This window comes from Nitrospira sp., assembly GCA_015709715.1.
Classification (GTDB): Bacteria; Nitrospirota; Nitrospiria; order Nitrospirales; family Nitrospiraceae; genus Nitrospira_A.
In genome coordinates, this window is sequence record CP054184.1 from 3,540,840 (window position 1) to 3,562,748 (window position 21,909).

Here is a 21,909-nt window from a genome sequence, read left to right on the forward strand (position 1 = left end):
ATGACCCAACGGATCGGCGAACAGGACTATACGACGATTGCGCAAGATCTTCTTGGCCGGGCGGTGAAACACGGCGCCACGGCGGCGGATGTGATGGTGGCGGACGGGGAAACCCTATCCGTGCAGGTGCGCATGGGGGCCGTCGATCGCTTGACCAAGGCGCGAGAGAAGCGGCTGGGGCTGCGGGTGTTCTTCGGGCAGCGCTCGGCTAGCGCGTCGACCTCCGACTTTTCCCATGACTCCCTCGACCGGTTCGTCGGTGAAACCTGTGCCTTGGCCCAGGCCGTGGTGGAGGATCCGGTGTCGGGCTTGCCGGACCCGGGACAGTATGCAGCGGACTCGCCGGACCTGACGATCTATGACCCCACGAAGCTACAGACCGATCAGCAGATCGAGTTGGCGCTGCGCGCCGAACGGGCCGCATTCGACGCCGATTCGCGAGTAACGAACTCGGAAGGCGCCGAGTGTGATTCGTCCTCAGGCCGTGTCATCCTGGCCAACAGTCATGGATTCCTCGGACAGTATGCCAACAGCAGCTTTTCGCTCTCCGTGTCGCCGATCGCTTCGGATGGCGCCGGCATGCAACGGGACTATTGGTACGGGGTGGATCGATCGTTCGCCAAGTTAGAGAGCCCGGAGAGGATCGGCCGCGAGGCCACGCGTCGGACCGTCAGAAAGTTGGGGGCTCGGCGGGTGCCCACATGCTCCGTGCCGGTGATCTTCGAATCAGAAGTGGCGGGTGGGCTGCTCAGTCATCTCTGCGGAGCCCTCTCGGGTTATGCGCTCTATAAGGGCGCCTCCTTCTTGATCGGACAGCTGGGCCGGCAGATCGCACCGGATTTCGTCACCATCTACGACGATGGTCGGATGCCTGGCGGTTTGGGCACCCGCCCGTTCGATGGTGAAGGCTTGCCCACCAGGAAGCAGGCCGTGGTCGAGCGGGGGCGCTTGAAGAGTTATCTGTTGGATACCTATTCGGGGAAAAAACTCGGGTTGCCTTCCACCGGTAATGCCTCCCGTAGTATCGGAGAAAGTCCGTCAGTCGGGCCGACCAATTTCTATATGGTGCCTGGTATGACAAAACCGGAAAACATCATCGCCTCCGTGAAGCGCGGTCTGTATGTGACCGACCTCATCGGGTTCGGGGTCAACATGGTGACCGGGGACTATTCGCGCGGGGCGAGCGGCTTCTGGATCGAAAATGGGGAATTGGCCTATCCCGTGGAAGAGATCACCATTGCCGGGAATCTCAAACAGATGTATGCCAACATCGAAATGATCGGCACGGACCTGGTGTTTCGCGGGCGCGTGGCGTGTCCCACTGTCAAGCTGGCCGAGATGACGATTGCGGGGAGTTGAGAGTCAAGGAGGCAAGGGAATGCGATATCTGTGGGTCGCGCTGCTACTCGTGATGTGTCCGCTTGCGAGTTTTGGAGGCGGGTTTCAAGTGACCAGTGTTTCGGTGAAGGAGCAAGGCGCAATTGGGAACGAGCATGTGTTCAATGGATTCGGGTGTAGCGGTCAGAATATCTCCCCGGAACTGCGGTGGGAGCACGCGCCGAAGGAGACCAAGAGTTATGCCGTGACGGTGTACGATCCCGATGCGCCGACTGGAAGCGGGTGGTGGCATTGGGTGCTGTTCAACATTCCGGCGGACGTCACGTCCCTCCCGCCAGGCGCCGGCAAGGGAGACGGTACCGGGGTGCCTGCGGGGAGCATCCAGAGCATGACCGATTTCGGACAACCGGGGTATGGCGGCCCCTGCCCGCCGCCGGGCGACAAACCCCATCGGTATATCTTCACGGTGTACGCGTTGAAGGTGGACCAGTTGCCCCTCAAGCCGGAAGCCTCCGGTGCGATGGTGGGATATTTCCTCAATCAGAACGCACTGGCGAAGGCCTCGCTTACGGCGACCTATGGCCGCTGAGCACGTCGACGCGTGACGATCTCGTTGCGATTTCTTCATAAAGGAACACAAGACCATGGCGCTTGATACGGCATTGGGCAAGACGATGCTCCAGTTGATCACCTCTCGCTATGACGATCGGCATTGGAGAAAAAAAATCGAGAAGACGCTGAGCCTGCCTCAAAGCGGCGTGGCGGATGAGCGCCAGCAGCAGATCTTCATGTACCTGAAATTGGGGTTGAAGGCGTATAAGTCGCGCCGGGCCGATCCGGACTCCTGGATCCTCGGCGGTTATGCGACGAAGGAAGTCATCGATCGGGCGAAGTTCCAGCCCCAGGCAGTCGGCCCTAATCTGTCTGCCGAAGACGTTGCGTTTCTCGGTGTGGATCCCGGTCCTGAGATCGATGAAGCTTGGTGGGAGGAGATGCTGGTAGCTTGGTTTGAGGTGCCCGAGGAAGAGGGTGCTTCGGACGAAGGAACGGAAGCTGCCCCCTCTGTGGCCGAATCCGACAGCAATCCTGCTCGAGCGTAGCGGGTTATGGGCCGAACAAGTCCATTTGTTGAGCGGACGGTGTCGGCGGTTCGATGTGCAACTTGGAGACTTCGGTGGGAGTCCCGCTTTCCTCTCTCGGCCGACGATGTCGGTCGAGAAACTCCTTCAACTTCTGGAAATCTTCCCGCAAGGGCGTCAGCAGCGTTCCTTGGTGCAGGGCCGCCGCCGGATGCAGGAGCGGAAACAACACGAACTCCTTCAAGTGAAAGGCCTGCCCGTGTACTCGCGTAATTCCCACCTTCCGTTCCAGCAAGGTCTGGGTGGCCCAGTTTCCCAGCGAGCAGACTAAGGTGGGGCGGATCAAGGCGATCTGTTGGAGGAGAAACGGCTTGCAGGTTTCGACTTCGATCGGTTCCGGGTCCCGGTTGTTCGGCGGGCGGCACTTGATCACGTTGGCAATGTAGATATCCGAACGGGACAGCCCGGCCGACTTCAACAGGTCGTTGAGGAGTTGTCCTGCCGCGCCGACGAAGGGTTCCCCCTTCTGGTCCTCATGGTACCCCGGCGCTTCTCCCACGAACATCACCGAGGCCTGCGGGTTGCCCACGCCGAACACCACTCGGCTGCGACCCAGTTTGGCGAGGGGGCATCGCTGGCAATTCTCAAGCGATTCGGCGAGGGCTTGTAAGGTGGTCGGAGTAGATGACATCCGCATTTCCTTCGAATTGAGAGCCGCATCTTAGGCATCGGTCCCTCTCTTGTCAACGCGGAGTACCTGGGCGCTCGCCGTATTGGCAGTCGCTCTTACGTCAAGGCAGCATCGGCTGCCCGTTGGCCGCTCAAGACGGCCGATTCCAGATTGGCTGGCCAACCGGTATCGGTCCAGTCTCCGGCGACGAAGAAATTGGCGAATGGGCTTTGGGCGAGCGGGCGGCATTGCTGCGCTCCCGGCCGGGGGGCGAGTTGGGCTTGAGGAATCTGAAACACCTCCGTCTCGAGCAGGGGAGGGGCTGAGGGCCAGGAAAATGCCGATACCGCGTCACGAAGGGCCAAGCGCACCAGGTCTTCCTTCGGCAGGGCGAGCAGACTCGGTTCATCGATCGCGGTTGCCCACACAACGGACGAGTCTTCTTGCCGCTCGTTGTCCGCGTGCCGAGTTATCCAATGGAAGCTCCGACGTTCCATCAGGACCAGCTGTGTTTGCTCGATCGTTTGGGCCAGGTGTAAACGCACGAGGGCCAGCGGGACCTCCAGCAACCGTCCCAACTGTTGGAAGTAGGCGTAGTGGGTCACGATGCGTTCCGGGAGAAGCGGCGTCAATTTAGAACGTGGCAAGGCGCTGATATAGCAGTCAGCGCTGACCGTGCTCCAGTCTGCCAGTTTGACTCCCACGACACGATCCCGTTCGAAGGATATTTGCGCGGTGGGGCTGTTTACCAGAACCCGAACCCCCATTTCCTCCAACCGTGCGGCGAGGGGGGTCACCAGGAGAGAGGCAAGGCGGACAGGCGGGAGAACAAGCTTGGTCGCCCGTGCGCCGGTCAAGAAGCAGCGGCGTAGCGTGCGCATGAAGAGGTCGGCGGAAGCCTGAGAGAGGGCGGCGCCCAGGAGTAAGCGGGCGAGGCTGTTCCACAGCCCCTGCCGGGCGCTCTCGGACTGGCCGATGCTCGCCAGCCACTCATCGGCCGCCCGCCTGTCCAGACCGCCCGGCAGCGGCGGATCCCGTTCCCACGTGCGCTCCAAGAACGAAAGGAGGTGCCATCGGTCTCGCATCGAGAGGCCTTGATAGAGCGTGGTGCCGATCAAGGTGTTGAGTGGAGAGGGCAAGGGGAGGTGCAGGAACTGAGTTCGAGCCCCGTTTGCCTGCAGAAATTCAAGGGGTGTGTGCCGAAGGCGGCGAAGGAGCGAACCCTTGCCGAGCTGGTCGAGAAGCGACCACGTGGCGTGGTGGGCGTCCAACAGGAGAGGCGAGGAGGTTTGGGACAGGCCTCCGCCGAGGTGCGCGCTCTCTTCGATGATGGTGACGGCGAGCCCGGCGGCGGCGAGTCGGAACGCTGCGGTCAGTCCGGCGATGCCTCCGCCGAGGATCAAGACCGAGCGGTTCATGAAGTGGACGATGGAAGGCGAGACTGCAACCAGACGCCGGCGGCCACGGCCAGCCGATGACTGGGCGAGAGGCGGATACGGTCGCCCAAGACCTGGTAGTTGGATTCCTCGATGCGGCGCAGGATTCGGCTGTAGACGCCGCGCATGATTTCCGCCACGGTCAAGGCCCGTCGTTCGGAGGCTGGAAGTGACGACAGAGCCCTTGCGGCTTTGGCGTAGAAGTCTTTGGCTCGGCCGACTTCAAATTTCATTAGCTCCGTAAACTCCGGTGCGTATCGCCGCTGCAGCAAGTCTTCCTCCCGATACTTGAAGCGTGCGAGGTCCTCCTGCGGCAAGTACACACGGCCGCATTCGGCGTCACCGCCGAGGTCTCGCAGAATGTTGGTCAATTGAAAAGCCATCCCCAGATTGACGGCATAGTCCTGGGCCCGGGGCGAGGTCGTGCCAAAGACATGGAGACAGATCAGTCCCACGACTGAAGCCACGCGGTAGCAATAGAGCGAGAGCGCCTCGAAGGTCTCATACCGTTTGGTCGAAAGGTCCATCTCGACGCCCTTGATGAGTTCTTCGAAATAGACTCGTGGTATCCCCAAGGAGCGAGCGTGGTGGGCCAGGCTGATGGTGACCGGCAACGACGGCGTGCCCTGGTAGGCCGCGTCCAGTTCCCGCCGCCAGCGCGCGAGCTCTTCCTGCGGATGACTGCCCGGGGGGGGCTCGTCGACGGCGCTGTCTACCGCTTTGCAAAAGGCGTAGACCGTGTACATGGCTTCACGGCGAGCCTTGGGTAGAAACAGAAACGAATAGTAGAAATTACTCCCGCTCTTTTTCGTGAGGTTGGTGCAGTAGGCTTGGGCTTGTGCTGGCGTCATCGTTAGGTCTTTACTGCGGTACGGGGGCCGCGATGGGGAGTCGTTCAATGCTGAGGGGCAACTCAAGGCCGAACCGGTCGGGATGGAGGATGGCGGCCAACTGTTCCACTCCGGCGACCAGTCGCGGGCCGGGGCGGCTGAAGTACGCTTGGGCATCGGCCAAGTAGACCTGCCCTCGCTGCACTGCCGGCAGCCTGTTCCACTCCGGCCGGTCCGTGAGGAGGCGGAGTTCGGTTTTGGTCCGCTCTATGGTAAAGCCGCAGGGCATGAGTACGAGCACATCGGGAGATGAGGCCTGCAGTCTGTCCCAACCGATGCGTTGCGATGGCGTGCCGGCGGTGGCCAGCACGTCGAGGCCGCCGGCGGCTTCCACCATATCCGGCACCCAGTGACCGGCGGCATATAATGGGTCTAACCATTCCAGGCAAGCGACCTTCGGCCGGGTTCTGTCCGGTGGAATGGCGGCACGGACTGCTTCAAGTCGTCGACGCAGGACCGTGGCCAGTTGAATGCCGCCCCCTTCCTCGTGCAGTGCCCGGCCGATCGTGACCACGTCTTGCACAATGTCCGCAAGCCTGGAGGGATGGAGCGTGAGGACGCCAGGGGGCGGGACGAGAGCGCTGGTCACACGGCTCAGTTGTGATGGGGTTACGGCGCAGACGTCGCACAGATTCTGGGTGATGATCAGATCAGGCCGTGCGGCAAGCAGTTGCTGCTCGTTCAATTCATACAGCGTCCCAGTGCTGGATACGTGGGCGCGAACCTGCTCGTCGATGTGGGCGCTCGACAACGAATGGCTGTCGATGCGAGGCCGAACGATCACGGGAATGGTTCCCAGGCTCGGTGGATAGTCGCACTCATGACTGATGCCGACGAGATTCTGCTGGAGGCCCAGCGCCGCGACCACTTCGGTCGCTCCCGGTACGAGTGAGCAAATTTTCATCCACGTCCTTGAAGCGGGCCCCAGAGACGCGACTGAAGTTCCGAGAGCCTCGTGTCTGCGAGTGAATGGGTGATGGCATCGGCCTCACCGAGATCCTGGACGGTGTGGGTGTTGGCGACCGCCAAGACCTTCATGCCTGCGGCGCGTGCCGCCCGGATTCCGGGAAGGGAATCTTCGATGGCCAGGCAGTCCTCCGGCGTGAGTGCCGGAGACGCGGTTCGGCGATTCAGGCCTTCCATGGCATGCAGGAACGGATCCGGGGCGGGTTTGCCCCTGACAACATCCTCGGCGCTGGTGATGTGGTGAAAGGCCTTTCGAAAACCGGCTTCCTCCAAAATCAATTCGATTTCATGGCGAAGGGCACCGGAGGCAATTGCCAATGGATAGTGGTCGGCCGTCTCGCGGATCAGCTCGCGGACTCCCGGGAAGATCGTCAGGTGGTTCTGCACGGCCTTCAGATAGGCCTGCGCCTTCCGGTCCATCAGGTCGGCCAATAGGGCGGACGTCACGTCACGGTCGTTGGCGCGCAGAGCGGCCAGGAAACAGCCTCGGTCGTCGAATCCGAGATAGTCGGCATAATACTCGGTCTCGGTCAGGGTGATGCCGATATCGGCCAAGACCTGACGGAGAGCGGAAAAGTGCAGCGGTTCAGTGTCGGCAATGACGCCGTCGAAATCAAAGATGATCGCTCGTAGCTCGCTCATGCATCCTGTTCTTGCCGGTGGTGCGACGTGGATAGATGCCCGCAGGTCAGGGAAGGGGCGCCGCATTATAACAAGGGAATGCGGGGGAAAAAAAGCCGACGGCCCGCTCCGGTGGGGAACGGGCCGTCGGATGGAGGGAGATGGACTCGATCGTCAGCGTTTCGGTTTTAAACTGCGCTCAGGCAACCATCCCTTTCGTCCATCCTGAGTCCGTACGGCATAGATCCAGCCCTTTTTGTGATATTCGCCGTCCAGCACCGTCACGGTGGTGTTGGGCTGAACGGTGACACTTGTCTTGCTGCCGATCGAATCATAGAACAGCGGGATCAAAGCCTTCGGGCGTGAGGTGTCCGCCGCTACCAGTACCCGTTGTCCTTCCGAGAACCGCGGGCCGGCGATATGCGTGATCGGGGCGGTAGGTTTGACCACCGGCTTGGAGGACGCAGGGGCGACGGGAGTGGTGGTAGCAGCCGGAGGAGGCGCAACGGGTGTGAGTGTCGGCGGTGCTGCTGAGGACGGCAGCGCGGGTGCCGGAGGCGTGACGGCCTGAGGAGGCGTCGGTGTGTCGACCCCGGACGAAGGGGCAGATGCAGCCGCTTGAGTCTGTGCGGCCGGTGCTGGTGCCGGGGGCGGCGTGGGGGCGGGCGCTTTGGGTGGCGGGGTGTGGGCGACGGGCTGAGGCGGTGGGGCGCTGCTTCCCAGATAGGGCTCCAGCAGGTGCATGGCTCCGTCTGGGTCCATGGCCACGTACCCGATGCCTCCGACCAGAAGGAAGAGTAAGATCCAAAGGAGCGGGCGCTTTCCGGACGGTTTGGGTTCCGGCTCCGGTGGCGCCGGAGCAGGCGGTGTCTCCCCGAGATCGTCCTCCGTGAATTCCAGGTCCGGGTCCGGCTGAGTCGCGAACAGGAGCTGCCAGTTTAGCCACGCACTGCTGCTTGCGGGAGCCGCTGCGGAAGACACCATCGTGAACCTCCTTCTCGCCACCATGCCACGGACTTTCGCATTGATGATTAGGTACTTACCACTGCCCTTCGAACCTGTCAATTTTGTTCCGGAAACCAGGGTGTGGGTGACCACGGCTGCATCGACATCCTGACATGCGAGGACTTGCAACTTCGAACATGCGCGTTGCAGAATCCCTGCTCATCTATCGCACGGGGTCCTATGAAATCGTATCGCGAAGAACTCTGGTTCGAGACGAACACCAGGCGCGCGTATCTCAACATCACAGAGCAGGTGGAGGCCGCCGTGCGGAAGAGCGGCGTGCGCGAAGGGCTGGTGTTGGTCAATGCCATGCATATCACGGCGAGCGTCTATATCAACGACGATGAATCCGGGTTGCTCCGGGATTACGATGCGTTTCTCGAACGGCTCGCCCCGCACGAGGCCTCGTACCGGCATAACGAGACCGGCGAGGACAACGGCGACGCACACATCAAACGCCAGCTCATGGGGCGGGAGGTGGTGGTGGCGATCACGGGCGGGAAACTGGATTTCGGGCCGTGGGAACAAATTTTTTACGGCGAGTTCGACGGTCGACGACGCAAGCGCGTCCTGGTCAAGATCATCGGCGAATAGCAGTCGGGACTGCCTTCGCGCTTGCCACGTCTTGGAAAGTTTGGCAACATGGACGACACGATGAAGCGAGAGCGTGCGCGGCAGGTTTACCATAACGCGGGAGGTCGGTCATGCTAAGTTGGTCGAGACCCGATCCTCTGACTCGCGATTTGATCCACCTGATCAACGCCCGGCGCCATGATCATGGCGATACCGAGGCCGCCATCGACACGCTCCAGGCGTTCATCGAACAGGGGCGTGAGCAAGATCTCCTGACCGTGCTGGCGGCGCTCGATGAAGAGATGGCGGAATGGATGTTCGATCTCGTGGCCGAGGCATCCTGCAGCGTGATCATGGACAGTTCCTCGGATGAGAAGGGGAGCTATGCCGTGATGGCGGCGTTGGAGTTACCGCTGCAGGCAAACTTGGGGCAGCCCCTTCGATTGAAGATCGACCCCATGGTGACGGCCGAATTGCTGCATCGTCACCTGCAAATCCCTGCCGGCGCGGTGGTGCGGGTCGAGCCACGGTTGCTGACCGACGCCACGCTCGAAGGGTTGACGCTGCAAATGCTCAACGAGCACCTGGCGAATATTGCCGATTCGCAGCGGACGCCCGCCATCGCCTCGCGTCTGTATCCGCCGGTGGAAAACACCGCGTTCCTCTTCTTTGAGTTGATCGGCATGCCGGATCCCGGGTTGCCCGATTCCTTGGAGGAGCCGGAACGTCGGGCGTTGCTGGAAGGGCTGGTCGAGCAATGTGCCGAGTTGGCGTTGGCGCCGGACACCTTGGAAGTGCCGGTGTATGCGTCCTACGCCCTGTTCGACGCGCAGAACGCGGTGCGCCTCCATCGGCTGGCCGACGAGACCGCCGCCGTGTGGCGAGATCTCGATCCTATGGTGCGAGCCCGCACCATCGTCCATTTGCATACTCAATGCGGCAACGGTGTGTACATGCCAGTCTGGACCGATCTCTTCGACCCGGAATTGCCAGAGGACCACGGCCCGGTCTGGACATCGCCCGATGTGTGGGTGTTCACCGCGGATCTGCCGATCGAATGGCCGGGCGAAATGTTGACGAACCGCTTGCTGGCCGAAGGCTGCACACGCTTCGAAAACCACATCGTCGAGACGCCGGACAACTAGCTAGTCGTAGAGGCGGTCTTTCGTGGGCGACGGCAGGAGGAAGCGCATGGTGACTCCGGCCACTTCCAGCACGTCTCCATGGCTCAACGGATGCTCATGCGGGACGAGCCGTCCGTTGAGCAGGATGCGCCGTCCGCTTTCCGTGGGACTTACCAGATATCCGTCGGATCGTCTGCTGATGGTCGCGGCGGCTTTCGGTGCGAACCAGCCGGTCAAGAATCACCGCGTCATCCTGAGCGCCGATAAGAGATTTCGGCTGCGTCAAACGATAGTGCGGCTGCGCGGTCCTCCCCGATAAAATTTCAATGACACCTGCAGGCGAAGCGGGTGCCTGCTCGCCTCTGGCGAATCCCTCTGTGAACGGTGGTTGAGCGATGGTCGACATATCACGGCTCGCCGTCTCCTCCGTTCCGTCCGTGCGGTCGTCAAGGAAGATCAAACGGTGGGTGCCGATGCGGATACTGTCGGCATCTTGCAGGTGGCGCCGGTCGACCTTCTGTTCATTCACGCTGATGCCGTTGGCACTGTCGAGGTCTTCGAGAATCAAAACGTTCTGCACTTGGACGATACGGGCATGGCATCCGGACACTGCGGTATCGTCCAGACAGAGGTCGTTGTCCGGCTTCCGCCCAATGGTGAAGGGCGTGCGGGAGATCCCCACTTCCCGTGTGGCACGCTGCGGTCCCTTGACGAGCAGCAGCGGGAACGGTTGACGGTGATGAGGCAGGGAACTCAACACGGGTCTCCTAACGCGCCAACGCTTTGGCGACTTCCCGAAGGTCGGCGGCCATGTCGCCGGCGTGACGGTAACGATTCTGCGTATCCTTCTGCAGGGCTCGATCCACGATGGACTGCGCGCGCGGCGGCAGGTCGCGACGGTATTTGAGCAGCGGAGGATGAGCGGCCTTCGTGATGCGCGCGACAAGCGCGGCCATGTGGTCCGCCTCGAACGGCTTTTCTCCGGTGAGGAGTTCGAACAGGATGACGCCCAGGGAAAAAATGTCGGATCGGTGATCCACCTCCTGACCGGCGACCTGTTCGGGCGACATGTAGCGCGGAGTTCCCAGCATCATGGGTGCGTGCGTGGCCGGGTTGCCGGGCGTCTTGGCGATACCGAAGTCCATGACCTTCACCAGCTGCGGTTTCGCAAGCATGATGTTGTCGGGTTTGATGTCGCGATGCACGACATCCCAGCCGTGGGCATAATCGAGGGCGTCGGCCACGTCCGCCATGATCTGCAAGACCTGGACGGCCGGTAGGAGCGTGGGCTTCCGGCAATGGTAGCTCAAGAGCGTCCCTTCCAAGTATTCCATCGCGATGTAGCCGAGACCGTTCTGCTCGTCGGCATCGTAAATTGTGATGATGTGGGGGTGTGACAGGCGTCCGGTAATTCCAGCTTCGCGAAAGAAACGCTCGCGAGACTGCTGTGCCGCTTCGGCCTCGTCGAAATCCCGGAACCGCAGGGTTTTCATGGCGACCAGCCGCTGCAATCTCGGATCCTTCCCCAGATAGACCACCCCCATGGAGCCCCGACCCAGTTCCCGCACGATCTGATAACGACCTAAGGTGGTTGGTACGCCCTCGTCCTGCGGTGGGGACGACGTGGCCAGCGCCGTGCCCGACGGGCTCGTTTGTCGTGCTGTGGCATGGCCGTCTCGCTTGCGTGGGGTCCGTACGAGGGTTCGCCTCAATGCTCCGGCGTGGCGCGCTCCGGCCACGGTCAGCCACATTGCCGAGCCGATCAGAAGACTCGCCATGATCCAATGGTAGAGCGGCAGCCGCGGCGAGCCAAGGACGGGAACCCAGTGGGCCTCATAGGCTTGCTGAGTTCCTATGACGATGAGCAGGAGCGCGGCCGGGAGCACAATGGCACGCATGAATGGGCTGCCCTTGCTGCTGTCATGTAATGCGCCTTTGGCTCGTGTTGCGAGTCTCCAAATCATCAGCAGACAGATGCCGTCGGCGAGCAAGCGGACGGCTTGTCCGGCGCTCATGCCTAGCGGAGGCACAAAGGTGTGGTTGAACGGAGGGACTGCCGCCAGGAAGCTGCCGGTGAAGGCCGCCAGTGCGATGACGATGAAAGATGAGCCGAGCCAGCCCCAGGAAGTTGTCATGTGGTGGAATCTTGTGCGGCTGCCCCCAGTGTAACGGAAGGCCGAGCACTGTCAACGAAACGGGGGATTGGCGCAGGAATCGTGCGGGGTTTATGACCGGCAGACCTTAGGCGGCGGATGCTGCCTGGCGCAGCGGCTCAAGTAGTTTCTCGGGGACCTTCAAGCCGCCTCGCCCGATTCCGACTTCGATGTCGGGTTTGGTCAGGCCATGGAAATCGCTCCCTCCCGTGACGAGAAGATCGTGCAGCTTGGCGAGTTCCAGATACTCTGTGGTCTGGCTCGGCGTGTGGGTGCTGTAATGGACTTCAATCCCGCCCAACCCCTGGGCCTTCAGTTGGCCGAGCAGGGTCCGAAGGCCTTCGGCAGAGGTTCGCACCCATGTCGGGTGGGCTAGGACCGGGATCCCGCCCGCTTCTCGAATCCACTGCACGGCCTCCTCCGGCTCCGGCAACTCACGGTCGACATAGGCCGGTCGCCCATTGGCGAGATACCGATCGAAGGCTTCCTTCGCGGAGCTGACGATCTTTTTCTCCATCAAGACTCGGGCGATGTGAGGACGGCCGACGGATTCCGTGCCGGCGAGCGCGCGCACCTCGTCGTAGGTGATGTCGATGCCCAACTCATTCAAACGTTGCACGATGCGGGGATTTCGTTCATGGCGGCCGGCGCGTAACCGGGCCATGCGCTCGTTCAGGACGGTGTCGCGCCAGTTGATGAAGTAGCCCAGGATGTGCAGCTCGCTGCCTTGGAAACGCGAGCTGATCTCAACTCCGGGCACGACCTCGATGCTCAATTCCTGTCCGGCAGCGATGGCCTCCGGAATGCCGTCGACGATGTCGTGGTCGGTGATGGCAAGGGCGGAAACGCCGGCCTGTTTCGCAAAGGTCATCACCTCGCGGGTTGAGAAACTGCCGTCGGAATGGGTCGTGTGGAGGTGCAGGTCGATGCGACTCATGGTTGGGTTTCCGGCCCCGCTTTCTGCGCGACAAGTCGCGCGGTATAGGATGGCTCCTCGCCGTGTCCTCCGTCATGATCTCCCTCATCGTAATGCAACAGGCGCAGAGGAGACGTCAGGCGCAGCAGTTCATTCTGCGCCAGACAGAACTCCCAGCGACGGGGGTGTCGGCGGCGGAAGTAGTTGTCGATCGTAAATGTCTCGTAGAGTAACACGCCGTTCGGTTTCAAGGCTTCCATCAACAACGGAAACAGCGGACGGTGCAAATAAAAGCACACGAGCACGGCGTCATATTGCGCCTGGCCGAGATTCGGGGGCGGATCCTGTTCCAGATCCAAGACCTGCGTCGTGAGTCCCGACAGGTGCCGAGCTTTCGCGACGGCTTCCAGCGAAGCCAGCGCATCCGCGTCGCGATCGATGGCCGTGACCTGTCTTCCTTGCGACAGCAAGTACAGCGCATGGCGACCACGTCCTGCAGCCAGGTCGAGCACCGAGCCCTTGGGAATCCGTTCGAGTTGTTGGAGTAAGAACGGCGAGGGCTGGGGTTCCAGACTGTGGGCTCGATGGGCGGCGCGACGTCGCTCGAAGCGCACACCGACCGAGCCAGCGATCATGGCCAGCGGGGCGTGCAGCTTGCGAATCCAGATCCGCACCCGGTCGACGGGAAATTCATCGAACAGCAGGCCGATGGCCCGTTCCGCGAAATGTTCCAGCAGCCGACAGTGGAGCGACCTTCCGAGAGCGACTAATCTGTCCGCCACGCGGGCGTAATCGACCGTGTCTTCGAGGCGGTCCGAAAGAGCCGCGCTGTCCACTGCAGCCTCGAGTTCGAGGTCAATGGCGATCAACTGCGGTTTGCGGCGCTCTTCGTCCGTGACGCCGCAATGGCCGTAAAACTCCAGCCGCTCGATGACGATACGTTCCGGCATGGCGGCATTGTCCTGGAAGGACTTTCAGACTGTCAAGCAACGCGAGGCACAGGAGGAACGTTGCGGGGAGGCCCGGCCTCAAAGCCGTGGTCGCTACATCAGGTTCCGGAGAAAGGACCGGCAGGTACGCCAGCTGTAGAGGCTCATCCCGCCTGCCGCCGCGCTCAAAGTAATCAGGATACCGAGGTTCGGCGGGTCGGCGAACAGCAACCGCCACCATTCGATCAGCGCCAGGGCGTTCAGGCTCAGCGTGAAGAGCAACAGCTCTTCGATCACCGAAGGGCGCACGTCAAAGGGCGTCGGCTTCGCATGACAGGGGCGAGCCGCACGAGGCCGCTCGATGTGAGCGCGTGGGGTGGAGGAGAAGGACGATCGCGAACAGGATGTCATCATCGGGGATTGTAAGGCAGGCGAGTCGCTCCACCTAGAGAAGAACGAGTTTAGGGCAGGGGATGCAGGAGGCCCTCGGCCACGCCGGCTTGCGGCTGGCCGCCGACGATGAGGTCCTTATCACCGAGGTGAGAGGTCTGGATGGTGGTCACGCGGAGGTGCAGTCCTCCGGGGACGAGGCGATACTCGAAGAGGGCCGTTTCTTCTTGTTGATCCAGGTAACCTTGGCTCGCCCGTTCAAACGAGCCGACGATGCCGACGGTCAGGCCGTCGTCCGTCTTCTCCACGCGCTGCACCACCAGGCGCTGCACGCCTCCACCAGGAGGTACATCCTCCACGGTCTGGCCGACCTGGCTAAGTTCCACCTGGCGGGGGATGCCCCGGTTATTCGTGTAGGAGTAGAGGGGATACCCGCCTGGACTGAAGTCGATCTGAATCTCAGTCTGGCTCCCGTCTGCGCCGGTCAGGACCCCTCCCCATGCGCCCTTCAAGTCCGCCGCTTCAAGGCCGGCGGCGGACCCTAACAAGAAGAGGCCCCCTAGCAGGAGGCAACATCTCGATGCCATAGGTTATACACTGAACGGTTCTTGCCGTAGAAATCGTGCCACAGCACCCAGCGTAAAGAGGTTGGGCGTCTGGCTGGCTGGCAACCCCGCTTTGATTGCAGCATGGAACTTGGCGTAATTTCCGCGGAAGGCCCCCTGGTTCCAGACCCGCAACAATTGTTCGGTAAAGGCGCCGTTGTGCTCACCGTCCAAGGAGGTTTGGTTGTCCTGGCAGCCGGAGATGAGAATGACACCTGGATTGAATTTCTTCACGATGGCGGTGAGCCGAGGGCTGACGGCCACTTGGGCCAGTGCGCTGTCGGGGTCCGCGATGGAGGCCTTTCCAGCCGCGTTGGCCACGTCCCGCTGAAGCTTGTCGTAAAAGGCCTGGTGTTCGCGATAGGTGCGGAGGCCGACGGCCAGCGGCATCATTTTCGAGCGGGCGTTCGGAGCGGTCGGGCGCGGCTCGGCGGCACGGGCCACGGTGCCGCTGTGGCAGCTATCGGATAGGATCAGGATACGAACGCCGACGGCGAAGCGGCTCAACTCGAAGTACAACTCGTCGTCGATCAATTGGCCGTCGTACAGACACCAGGTTTCATCTTTCTTGTCGGGTTCTTCGCCGGTGACATCGGGCACTTGCCCGCCGTGGCCTGAATAGGTCAGGAAAAAGAAGTCGCCCTTCTTGAGTTGCTTGGCGGCTTTTTTCATCGCAGCCAGCACAGCGGTGCGGGTTCCCTTCTTCGTCAGCAGGATGGTGGGTTTCATGCCGCGCGACTTGGCGACGGCCGCCATGTCCTTGGCGTCGAATTCACAAGCCGTCAGATCACCGCTCCAGCCTTCATAGTGGGCGGGGCTCACGGCATTCAAGCCGATGTGCAGGGAGAGGCCCTTCGGTTGCTTGCTCGATGAAGTGGGCGCCATGGTGTCCTCCTGGGTCGATGTTCGGCCTCCGTCGGCGACACGGTAGTCTTTGGGACGACATCTGTCAATGGTGGAACGGGTCACTCCGGGCCGACTTCGTACACCAAGGTGACAGTCGCCTCCACCTTGACCTCACCGGCAAAGATCGGCGCGTCGGCGGACGCCTCCATTGCCATCATCGAGCGGGCCATGTGCGACTGCGGGCGTACGACCTGACTGTCTTCGCGCGCGCTGATCAAGCGGAGCAGTTTGACCTTCAACGCGCCGCTCAACGCCGCCGCCTTCTCCCGCGCCGTGGCCGCAGCCTGTTTCAGCGCCGTGAGTCTGGCCGGTTGCTCGTCGCGGAGCGCCCAATGCAGGCCGTGGAACCGGTTTGCCCCCGCAGTCAAGGATTCGTCGATGACGGCCGCCGCCTGCTCCGGGTGGTGGAGTTCTACGGTTACGCTGTTGCTGACGCTGTAGCCGATAATTTCCGGCGCGGCGGACGGGGGGGCCGTCGGGCGTTTGGAGAGGGGCCGGTAGTGCGGCGAGACGGTAAACGACGACGTTTGAATGCGCTCTTTCGGGATCTGCAAGGCCTGCAGCCGCTCCACCACTTTCTGCATCACGCGGCTGTTCTGTCGTTGGGCATCAGCCAGCGATTTGCCGGCGGTTTCCACGGCGAGCGTCACGAAGGCCGTATCCGGCGTCGACGCCAGGTGGCCGCTGCCGGTCACCGTGAGCGTCGACAAGTCAGGCATCGCTTCGTTCTGTGCCCGTACGGAGAGTGGAAGCAATAACATCACCACAAGCAGGCCCAGCAGTTTCATGTTGTGTCCTCCATCGGCCCTGATTCTGCCCAGCCGAGCGTACGGAAGCAAGACCGTCACGCGATGGCCGCGATGCGGTCTAGGTTTTCTCTTTCTAGAGCTGGTAGGATGGGGGTGCGTCGTGATGGGTCTTCGACCTCGAACGAAAGGATCGACAACGTGAATAGTCATAAAGTGTTGGCAGCCATCATCGCATTGTCCCTGGTCGGGGTGCCGACCCTCTCCTTTGCCAAGGCACGGGGCGGATCGGGAGGAGGCTTCTCCAGCGGGTCGCGCGGCGGCAGTTACTCCGGTGGCATGGGCAGCCGAGGCTCGCGCACCTATCAGGACAATGGCGCGAAACCGATCGAGCAGTCGACGACGGCGCGGCCCTCGACGGCGCCGCCCCCGTCCGTTGCGTCAGGCCCCGCGTCGCGTCCCGCACCCGCCTCGCAGGGATCGTGGGTTCAGCGAAACCCGTTGCTGGCCGGACTGGCCGCCGGTTTGGCGGGCACGTGGCTGGGGCATATGATTTTCGGGGCGACTGAGAGCAGTGCCCGCACGACCGAGGCTGGTGAGGTGGTCGGCGACAACGGCCAGGCGTCCGGAGGAAACGGCATGCTGCTGTTACTCATGGTGATGGGCGTGGGTGGATTATGGTGGTTCATGCGGTCGCGCCGCACGCCTGCGCCGAATTTTTCCGGCCTGTCGCGAAGCAGCGCCGTGAGTGGGTCGTTGCTGGTGGAATCCTCGCGAGTCGGGGTGGGGAGCGTGGCGGAGGAAGAAGAAATCACGTCTGTCGACAAGGCGGCCTTCCAGCAGGCCTTGCTTGACATCCAAACGGCTTGGAGCAACCAGGACGTCGCAGCCTTGCGGCACCTGGTGACGCCGGAAATGTTGGAGTACTTCAGCACCGGGTTGGCGGAACAGGCGAGTGAAGGTGTCGCCAACCACGTGGAGGATGTGGTGCTTCAGGAGGCGGCAGTTCGGGAGTCTTGGCGCGAGGGCGCGACGCAGTATGCCACCGTGAGCCTGACCTGGACCGCCCGTGACTATACTGTTTCGTTGACGAAGCAGCCGGGGGAGCCTGGGTACGTCATCGAGGGAAATGATCAGAAACCGATCGTCACAACCGAAGTCTGGACCTTCATGCGGTTCGGTAGCGGGAAGTGGTTGCTGTCGGCGATTCAGCAGGTGGCGTAGTACATCGCATAGGGCCGCAGGCCGCAGGGTCGATAGAGCGAAGGATACGACGGGGGCAGTCACTCACGTGGCTGCCCCCGTGCTGTATCGGGCTAACGCGCCTTCGAGGGGCGGACTCGCTGTTTCGTGCGGGTCGGTTCGTGGGAGAGGACCCGTTGCGTCTGTGCAATCGCTTCCAGCAGCTGTTTCCGGTCCTCTTTCGATGTCATCGCACCGGGCAACCGCTGGAGGAAGCTCTCTGTGGCCTCCAGCAAGGTCTGTAACGCCGCTTCGATTCCCCTCGGCATGGCCCGCCTTCTCCTGGGCCCCACGTAAACCTGCGGAGCTTCAGGATTGTCTTTTTCCAACTCCGGTCGTCTCGATCGAACCATGCATCCTCCTGAATGTGAACCAGGAATCACTCTACCGGATTCACCCGGGTGTTTGCATGTCCGAAGTGAGCGGGCCCAAGCGGCTGAGAAAGCCGACTCTCCCTTGTGGGCCTGTGATAGAGTGGGCGGCGACTTGCCATGACGGAGCGTCGCCGGCGATGATCGAATTTCATTGGATGTCACGTGGCTGCACGTGGGGAGCGGCGCTCCTGCTCGGCCTGTCGGTCGGTTGTACGCAAGCGGCTGTCTCGACGCCGGTGGTTTCGCGGGAGCCGGCGCCACCGCCGCCGAGTACGGCCGGCATTGCGACGTTCGACTATTGGCGTGACATCCACCCGATCATCGAGCGGCGCTGTGTGGTCTGTCACGGCTGTTATGACTCTCCCTGTCAGCTCAATTTGAGCGCCTACGAAGGACTCGCTCGCGGCGCGAACAAAAAACCGGTCTATGACGGCACGCGTCTGCTGGCCGCCGAGCCGACGCGTCTGTTCGAGGATGCCCATACGGTGGCGGCCTGGCGGGAAAAGGATTTCTTTCCGGTCCTCCAGGAACAGGCGCAGGCGACGGTGCAGGAGCGTCGCGCAGGGGTCGTGGCTCGTTCCCTGCTGCTCAAGCAGGCCCACCCGCTTCCTCCAGATCCGCTGTTGCCGGACACCTTCGATCTGGGATTGGATGCCAAACAGCAATGCCCCACCGAGTCGCAGTTCGAACGTTTTGCCGAAAAACATCCGCTCTGGGGGATGCCCTACGGCCTGCCTGGGCTGAATGATCAAGAACATCGCATCTTGATGCAGTGGATCGAGGAAGGGGCGCCCTACCGAGAGGCGAATCAGACCGCGTCGGCTCTTCCCGTACAGGTGGGGGAGTGGGAGACGTTTCTGAACGGCGAGACTCCAAAGCAACAATTGATGAGCCGATATCTCTATGAACATCTCCACCTGGTTCATCTGTATTTCGACACTCGTCAAGACGGGCGGTGGTATCGTTTGGTGCGTTCGCGTTCGGCGCCCGGTCAACCGATCGATCTCATCGCCACGCGCCGACCCTATGACGATCCTGGCGTGTCGCGCGTCTACTACCGGCTCCAACCCCTGCGAGACAGCCTGCTGGCCAAGACGCACATTCCCTACGCGCTCAATCCCCTGCGGATGCAGCGCTATCGAGAACTGTTTCTCGATGCCCCGGACGAGGTGCGTGCCGTGCCGTCCTATGAGGTCGGCGTGGCCTCCAATCCCTTCGTGGCCTTCCGTGATCTGCCCGTTCGTTCCCGCTACCGATTTCTGCTCGACGATGCGCTGGTCTTCGTCATGCAATTCATCAAGGGGCCGGTCTGCCGCGGGCACGTCGCCTTGGATGTGATCGACGACCGCTTCTGGATCTTTTTCGTGGACCCCGACAGCGGGGCGCTCGATCAGAAGGAAGAGTTTCTGGCGGAGAACAGCCGGCACCTCTATATGCCGACTCCGGAGGGCGCGAGCCCGCTCGGCCTGATCTCCTGGCTGAAGTACTCCCGCATGCAGGACGAGTTTCTGAAGGCAAAGCAGGCGTATATCGAACGGTTGAATCTCCGCGACGAGGCGTCCGACCTGTCGTTCATATGGGATGGGCGGAGGGAGAACCGGAACGCAGCGCTCACGGTCTTCCGTCACGCCGACAGCAGTTCCGTCGTGCAGGGCTTGGTCGGAGACGAACCGAAGACGGCTTGGTTGTTGTCCTACGATCTGTTCGAACGGATTTACTACCTGTTGGTCGCCGGTTTCGACGTCTATAGTTTTGCCGGTCATCAGCTCGACACGCGCCTGTATATGGACTTTCTGCGCATGGAGGGGGAATTCAACTTCTTGCTGTTGTTGCCGCATCAGGAGCGAGAACGGTTGAGGGATTTCTGGTATCGGGATGCGCCGCAGACGGTCAAGGACTATGTCTATGGCCGGGATATCTCCGTGCGGAAGGAGAGCGGGATCCGGTATCGGACCAACGAGCCCAAGCGCGAGCTCTTCGGCCTGTTACGGGAGCGGTTGGGCGAGGCGCTGAATCAGGCTTACGATGTGGCCCACGAATCGGATGCGGAACTGGCCGGTCCGCTCCGCAGGTTGGCGCAGGTGAAGGGGCGGGCGTTGCAGTGGTTGCCCGAGGTGGCGGTGCTCAGCGTCGAGGGCGGAACGGCGCCGGATACGCGGCAGGATCGTCTCTTCACGCTGTTGCACGACAACGGGTTTCTGAACCTCGCCGCGCTCTTCGATCCGGAATCCCATCGCCTGCCCGACGAAGACGGCCTCACGGTCGCGCGGGGAATCGTGGGGGCCTATCCCAACGTGTTCTACCGCGTCGGGAAAGCGGAACTCCCGGCCTTCATCGCGGCGGTGGCCGGCCTCACCAGCGAGGATGACTATCGCCGGTTCGCCTCGCGCTACGCCGTGCGCCGCACCAGTCCGCAGTTCTGGCCGCACAGCGACGCCGTGCAGGAGACCTACCGGCGGCTCGACCCGATCGGAGCCGGATTGCTGGACTACAACCGGTTGGAAAATCGGTAGAGAGGTCGTGCTTCTTGGTACAGGAATTGTTGCGCGGCTTGCCGGCGGCAATAGCCTCCGATACCCGCCCTACCGCGATGTCCTGATAGTGGCGGCTTGGGTGCGAGCACCCTTGTCTTCGGACGGGATCGCAGCAAAACGATCGCGCCAGGTATCCTGTTTGGCGAAGGTCAGCGTCCAGAGTTCGTCTGGGCTGGGATAGTTCGGCCATTCGCCTTCCTTTCCCGTCTCCAAGTCGATGCCATAGAGCCCTTGGCTTCAATGACGGCGAGCTTGTAGTTGCGATAGACCAGCACATAATCGGCGATCCGCGGTTTCGACCTCCGCCCCAAGCCTTCGATGCGGCCAAGCGTGATGGGTACTCCCCCACAACAGGCGGCTTCCTTCCACCACGCCCCACCCCGCCGCCTTGAGCGCGGGATCGATATGCTCGGCTCTGGTGTCGGCTTCGTTCATGTCAGATTCCCTGAGCCAGCATGTTCATGATCAGGCGGATCACCGTGTCTTTGTGGGATGGGTTTGATTCGGCCACCAAGAGCGCCAATGCCGCCAGCCCGATGTCGTTGATCACCGGTTGCCCGGTCGGGTCAAGAAGCCGACCGTTGCGATTCAGAAAATCCACGAACAGAAACGCGCCGCTCCGCTTGTTGCCGTCGGCAAAAGGGTGATTTTTGATAATGAAGTACAGCAGGTGGGCGGCTTTGGACTCCACGCTCGGGTACGCCGGCTCCCCGAACACGCTCTGATCGAGATTCCCTACATAGTAACGAGGCGAAGGCCTCTTCCCGTTCCTGAGCAAAGAGCGTTGAAGCCTCGCCTCGCGCCATCAGGTCGGCCTTGAGTCTTGCCAGCGCCGCGCGCGCTTCAGGCAAGGTGAAGATCGTTCCACCGGGCGTCGTTGTCGGTTCAGTCAGGAGCCCTTCATCGTACCGTTGCAACAGCACAAAGGTCTGCGTGTAGCGGGTGACGATGTCGACCAGCCCGCGCCCCATATCTGCCTGCAGCTCCGGGCTTCGCACAGCCTTGCGCACCAGTTGCAGCGCTGCCTCCAGCTCGCGGGCATTGGTCTCGAATCGCTGGCGGTTGAGGGTATAGCCCTGGGTAAGATGCTCGCGCAGGATACGGGTGGCCCATTGGCGGAAGCGAGTTCCCTGAGGGGACTTCACCCGATAACCTACCGAAATGATGACATCGAGGTTATAAAATCTCACCGGTTTATCGGAACCAGCAATGTGCATATTTTGCACATTGCTCTCCTCCTCTAACTCGCCCTCTGTAAAGACATTGCGGACGTGCTTGGTGATAACAGAGCGTTCGCGCCCGAACAACGTTCCCATCTGTTCCTGCGACAGCCAGACGGTGTCACGCTCAAGTCGGACTTCGATGCTACCGCTGGTGGTTTCGTAGATGCTGATCTCGCTCATGGGAAGATC

22 protein-coding genes and 1 pseudogene are annotated in these 21,909 nt (G+C 61.7%); 7 read left to right on the top strand and 16 right to left on the bottom strand.

All coding sequences use genetic code 11. The features are described from left to right. Genes HRU82_16950 through HRU82_16960 form a run of 3 tightly spaced genes read left to right on the top strand, consistent with a single transcriptional unit; the run spans nucleotide 1 to nucleotide 2,438 of the window. Nucleotides 1–1,359 carry a TldD/PmbA family protein gene (locus tag HRU82_16950; protein ID QOJ36529.1) on the top strand — a complete coding sequence of 453 codons (1,359 nt, stop codon included), beginning with the start codon at nucleotides 1–3 and terminating at the stop codon, nucleotides 1,357–1,359. Nucleotides 1,360–1,378: 19 nt separating this feature from the next. Next, complete coding sequence (locus HRU82_16955) at nucleotides 1,379–1,927, top strand: YbhB/YbcL family Raf kinase inhibitor-like protein (GenBank protein ID QOJ36530.1); 549 nt, start codon at nucleotides 1,379–1,381, stop codon at nucleotides 1,925–1,927. 55 nt (nucleotides 1,928–1,982) lie between these two features. Continuing rightward, the gene (locus HRU82_16960) at nucleotides 1,983–2,438 is read left to right on the top strand and encodes a hypothetical protein (protein ID QOJ36531.1); all 456 of its coding nucleotides are present in this window, start codon (nucleotides 1,983–1,985) and stop codon (nucleotides 2,436–2,438) included. Between the two features lie 4 nt (nucleotides 2,439–2,442). On the opposite strand, the gene HRU82_16965 is transcribed toward HRU82_16960, so the two are convergent. The 6 genes from HRU82_16965 to HRU82_16990 all read right to left on the bottom strand — a co-directional run bounded on the left by HRU82_16965 (nucleotide 2,443) and on the right by HRU82_16990 (nucleotide 7,984). Further along, on the bottom strand, nucleotides 2,443–3,108 hold the full coding sequence (locus tag HRU82_16965; protein QOJ36532.1) for a uracil-DNA glycosylase: 666 nt from the start codon (nucleotides 3,106–3,108) through the stop codon (nucleotides 2,443–2,445). A gap of 95 nt (nucleotides 3,109–3,203) precedes the next feature. Next, nucleotides 3,204–4,505 carry an FAD-dependent oxidoreductase gene (locus HRU82_16970; GenBank protein QOJ36533.1) on the bottom strand — a complete coding sequence of 434 codons (1,302 nt, stop codon included), beginning with the start codon at nucleotides 4,503–4,505 and terminating at the stop codon, nucleotides 3,204–3,206. Beyond that, nucleotides 4,502–5,374, bottom strand: a complete 873-nt coding sequence (gene hpnD, locus HRU82_16975) for a presqualene diphosphate synthase HpnD (protein ID QOJ36534.1) — start codon at nucleotides 5,372–5,374, stop codon at nucleotides 4,502–4,504. The genes HRU82_16970 and hpnD overlap by 4 nt, the downstream gene beginning before the upstream one ends. A 10-nt stretch (nucleotides 5,375–5,384) precedes the next feature. Then, the gene (locus HRU82_16980) at nucleotides 5,385–6,317 is read right to left on the bottom strand and encodes a cobalamin-binding protein (GenBank protein ID QOJ36535.1); all 933 of its coding nucleotides are present in this window, start codon (nucleotides 6,315–6,317) and stop codon (nucleotides 5,385–5,387) included. After that, on the bottom strand, nucleotides 6,314–7,021 hold the full coding sequence (locus tag HRU82_16985; GenBank protein ID QOJ36536.1) for an HAD family phosphatase: 708 nt from the start codon (nucleotides 7,019–7,021) through the stop codon (nucleotides 6,314–6,316). The genes HRU82_16980 and HRU82_16985 overlap by 4 nt, the downstream gene beginning before the upstream one ends. A 153-nt stretch (nucleotides 7,022–7,174) precedes the next feature. After that, entirely contained in the window at nucleotides 7,175–7,984 is an 810-nt protein-coding gene (locus tag HRU82_16990; protein QOJ36537.1) for an SH3 domain-containing protein, read from the bottom strand. Between the two features lie 201 nt (nucleotides 7,985–8,185). On the opposite strand from HRU82_16990, the gene HRU82_16995 reads away from it, so the two are divergent. Together HRU82_16995 and HRU82_17000 are read left to right on the top strand one after the other, a co-directional pair. Further along, nucleotides 8,186–8,599: a YjbQ family protein gene (locus HRU82_16995; GenBank protein QOJ36538.1), complete on the top strand. Its 414-nt coding sequence runs from the start codon at nucleotides 8,186–8,188 to the stop codon at nucleotides 8,597–8,599. 110 nt (nucleotides 8,600–8,709) lie between these two features. Beyond that, nucleotides 8,710–9,723, top strand: a complete 1,014-nt coding sequence (locus tag HRU82_17000) for a hypothetical protein (protein QOJ36539.1) — start codon at nucleotides 8,710–8,712, stop codon at nucleotides 9,721–9,723. Nucleotides 9,724–9,817: 94 nt separating this feature from the next. Here HRU82_17000 and HRU82_17005 read toward each other — a convergent pair whose 3' ends face one another. The 8 genes from HRU82_17005 to HRU82_17040 form a co-directional block, all read right to left on the bottom strand. After that, on the bottom strand, nucleotides 9,818–10,462 hold the full coding sequence (locus HRU82_17005) for an FHA domain-containing protein (GenBank protein QOJ36540.1): 645 nt from the start codon (nucleotides 10,460–10,462) through the stop codon (nucleotides 9,818–9,820). Nucleotides 10,463–10,469: 7 nt separating this feature from the next. Further along, nucleotides 10,470–11,837 (bottom strand): serine/threonine protein kinase, encoded by a 1,368-nt coding sequence (locus HRU82_17010; GenBank protein ID QOJ36541.1) that lies wholly within the window; start codon nucleotides 11,835–11,837, stop codon nucleotides 10,470–10,472. Nucleotides 11,838–11,943: 106 nt separating this feature from the next. Then, nucleotides 11,944–12,792 carry a PHP domain-containing protein gene (locus HRU82_17015; GenBank protein ID QOJ36542.1) on the bottom strand — a complete coding sequence of 283 codons (849 nt, stop codon included), beginning with the start codon at nucleotides 12,790–12,792 and terminating at the stop codon, nucleotides 11,944–11,946. Beyond that, nucleotides 12,789–13,721 (bottom strand): dihydroneopterin aldolase, encoded by a 933-nt coding sequence (folB, locus tag HRU82_17020; protein ID QOJ36543.1) that lies wholly within the window; start codon nucleotides 13,719–13,721, stop codon nucleotides 12,789–12,791. The genes HRU82_17015 and folB overlap by 4 nt, the downstream gene beginning before the upstream one ends. A 93-nt stretch (nucleotides 13,722–13,814) precedes the next feature. Further along, nucleotides 13,815–14,114, bottom strand: coding sequence for a hypothetical protein (locus tag HRU82_17025; protein QOJ36544.1), 300 nt, complete (start codon nucleotides 14,112–14,114; stop codon nucleotides 13,815–13,817). 47 nt (nucleotides 14,115–14,161) lie between these two features. After that, nucleotides 14,162–14,638, bottom strand: a complete 477-nt coding sequence (locus HRU82_17030) for a hypothetical protein (protein QOJ36545.1) — start codon at nucleotides 14,636–14,638, stop codon at nucleotides 14,162–14,164. 42 nt (nucleotides 14,639–14,680) lie between these two features. After that, a complete protein-coding gene (locus HRU82_17035) occupies nucleotides 14,681–15,580 on the bottom strand; it encodes a caspase family protein (protein QOJ36546.1) in 900 nt (299 codons plus the stop codon). An 80-nt stretch (nucleotides 15,581–15,660) separates the two neighbouring features. Next, nucleotides 15,661–16,389 carry an SIMPL domain-containing protein gene (locus HRU82_17040; GenBank protein ID QOJ36547.1) on the bottom strand — a complete coding sequence of 243 codons (729 nt, stop codon included), beginning with the start codon at nucleotides 16,387–16,389 and terminating at the stop codon, nucleotides 15,661–15,663. A 159-nt stretch (nucleotides 16,390–16,548) separates the two neighbouring features. Between HRU82_17040 and HRU82_17045 the strand changes: the two genes are divergently transcribed. Continuing rightward, a complete protein-coding gene (locus HRU82_17045; GenBank protein QOJ36548.1) occupies nucleotides 16,549–17,571 on the top strand; it encodes a TIM44-like domain-containing protein in 1,023 nt (340 codons plus the stop codon). Nucleotides 17,572–17,663: 92 nt separating this feature from the next. Here HRU82_17045 and HRU82_17050 read toward each other — a convergent pair whose 3' ends face one another. Beyond that, nucleotides 17,664–17,858 (bottom strand): hypothetical protein, encoded by a 195-nt coding sequence (locus tag HRU82_17050; GenBank protein ID QOJ36549.1) that lies wholly within the window; start codon nucleotides 17,856–17,858, stop codon nucleotides 17,664–17,666. A gap of 242 nt (nucleotides 17,859–18,100) precedes the next feature. On the opposite strand from HRU82_17050, the gene HRU82_17055 reads away from it, so the two are divergent. After that, a complete protein-coding gene (locus HRU82_17055; protein QOJ36550.1) occupies nucleotides 18,101–20,476 on the top strand; it encodes a fatty acid cis/trans isomerase in 2,376 nt (791 codons plus the stop codon). Nucleotides 20,477–20,933: 457 nt separating this feature from the next. Here the strand turns inward: HRU82_17055 and HRU82_17060 are convergent. Then, nucleotides 20,934–21,900, bottom strand: a pseudogene (locus tag HRU82_17060) (virulence RhuM family protein). Nucleotides 21,901–21,909: the final 9 nt, after the last annotated feature.

Excerpts from the sequence above, each read along its gene's own strand:
- HRU82_16990 (QOJ36537.1), bottom strand. The coding sequence starts at position 7,984 with ATGGTGTCTTCCGCAGCGGCTCCCGCAAGCAGCAGTGCGTGGCTAAAC.
- HRU82_17055 (QOJ36550.1), top strand. The coding sequence starts at position 18,101 with ATGATCGAATTTCATTGGATGTCACGTGGCTGCACGTGGGGAGCGGCG.
- HRU82_17000 (QOJ36539.1), top strand. The coding sequence starts at position 8,710 with ATGCTAAGTTGGTCGAGACCCGATCCTCTGACTCGCGATTTGATCCAC.
- HRU82_17040 (QOJ36547.1), bottom strand. The coding sequence starts at position 16,389 with ATGAAACTGCTGGGCCTGCTTGTGGTGATGTTATTGCTTCCACTCTCC.
- HRU82_17035 (QOJ36546.1), bottom strand. The coding sequence starts at position 15,580 with ATGGCGCCCACTTCATCGAGCAAGCAACCGAAGGGCCTCTCCCTGCAC.
- HRU82_16960 (QOJ36531.1), top strand. The coding sequence starts at position 1,983 with ATGGCGCTTGATACGGCATTGGGCAAGACGATGCTCCAGTTGATCACC.
- HRU82_17050 (QOJ36549.1), bottom strand. The coding sequence starts at position 17,858 with ATGCCGAGGGGAATCGAAGCGGCGTTACAGACCTTGCTGGAGGCCACA.
- folB (QOJ36543.1), bottom strand. The coding sequence starts at position 13,721 with ATGCCGGAACGTATCGTCATCGAGCGGCTGGAGTTTTACGGCCATTGC.
- hpnD (QOJ36534.1), bottom strand. The coding sequence starts at position 5,374 with ATGACGCCAGCACAAGCCCAAGCCTACTGCACCAACCTCACGAAAAAG.
- HRU82_16955 (QOJ36530.1), top strand. The coding sequence starts at position 1,379 with ATGCGATATCTGTGGGTCGCGCTGCTACTCGTGATGTGTCCGCTTGCG.
- HRU82_16970 (QOJ36533.1), bottom strand. The coding sequence starts at position 4,505 with ATGAACCGCTCGGTCTTGATCCTCGGCGGAGGCATCGCCGGACTGACC.
- HRU82_16980 (QOJ36535.1), bottom strand. The coding sequence starts at position 6,317 with ATGAAAATTTGCTCACTCGTACCGGGAGCGACCGAAGTGGTCGCGGCG.
- HRU82_17010 (QOJ36541.1), bottom strand. The coding sequence starts at position 11,837 with ATGACAACTTCCTGGGGCTGGCTCGGCTCATCTTTCATCGTCATCGCA.
- HRU82_17015 (QOJ36542.1), bottom strand. The coding sequence starts at position 12,792 with ATGAGTCGCATCGACCTGCACCTCCACACGACCCATTCCGACGGCAGT.
- HRU82_16995 (QOJ36538.1), top strand. The coding sequence starts at position 8,186 with ATGAAATCGTATCGCGAAGAACTCTGGTTCGAGACGAACACCAGGCGC.
- HRU82_17025 (QOJ36544.1), bottom strand. The coding sequence starts at position 14,114 with ATGATGACATCCTGTTCGCGATCGTCCTTCTCCTCCACCCCACGCGCT.
- HRU82_16950 (QOJ36529.1), top strand. The coding sequence starts at position 1 with ATGACCCAACGGATCGGCGAACAGGACTATACGACGATTGCGCAAGAT.
- HRU82_16965 (QOJ36532.1), bottom strand. The coding sequence starts at position 3,108 with ATGTCATCTACTCCGACCACCTTACAAGCCCTCGCCGAATCGCTTGAG.
- HRU82_16985 (QOJ36536.1), bottom strand. The coding sequence starts at position 7,021 with ATGAGCGAGCTACGAGCGATCATCTTTGATTTCGACGGCGTCATTGCC.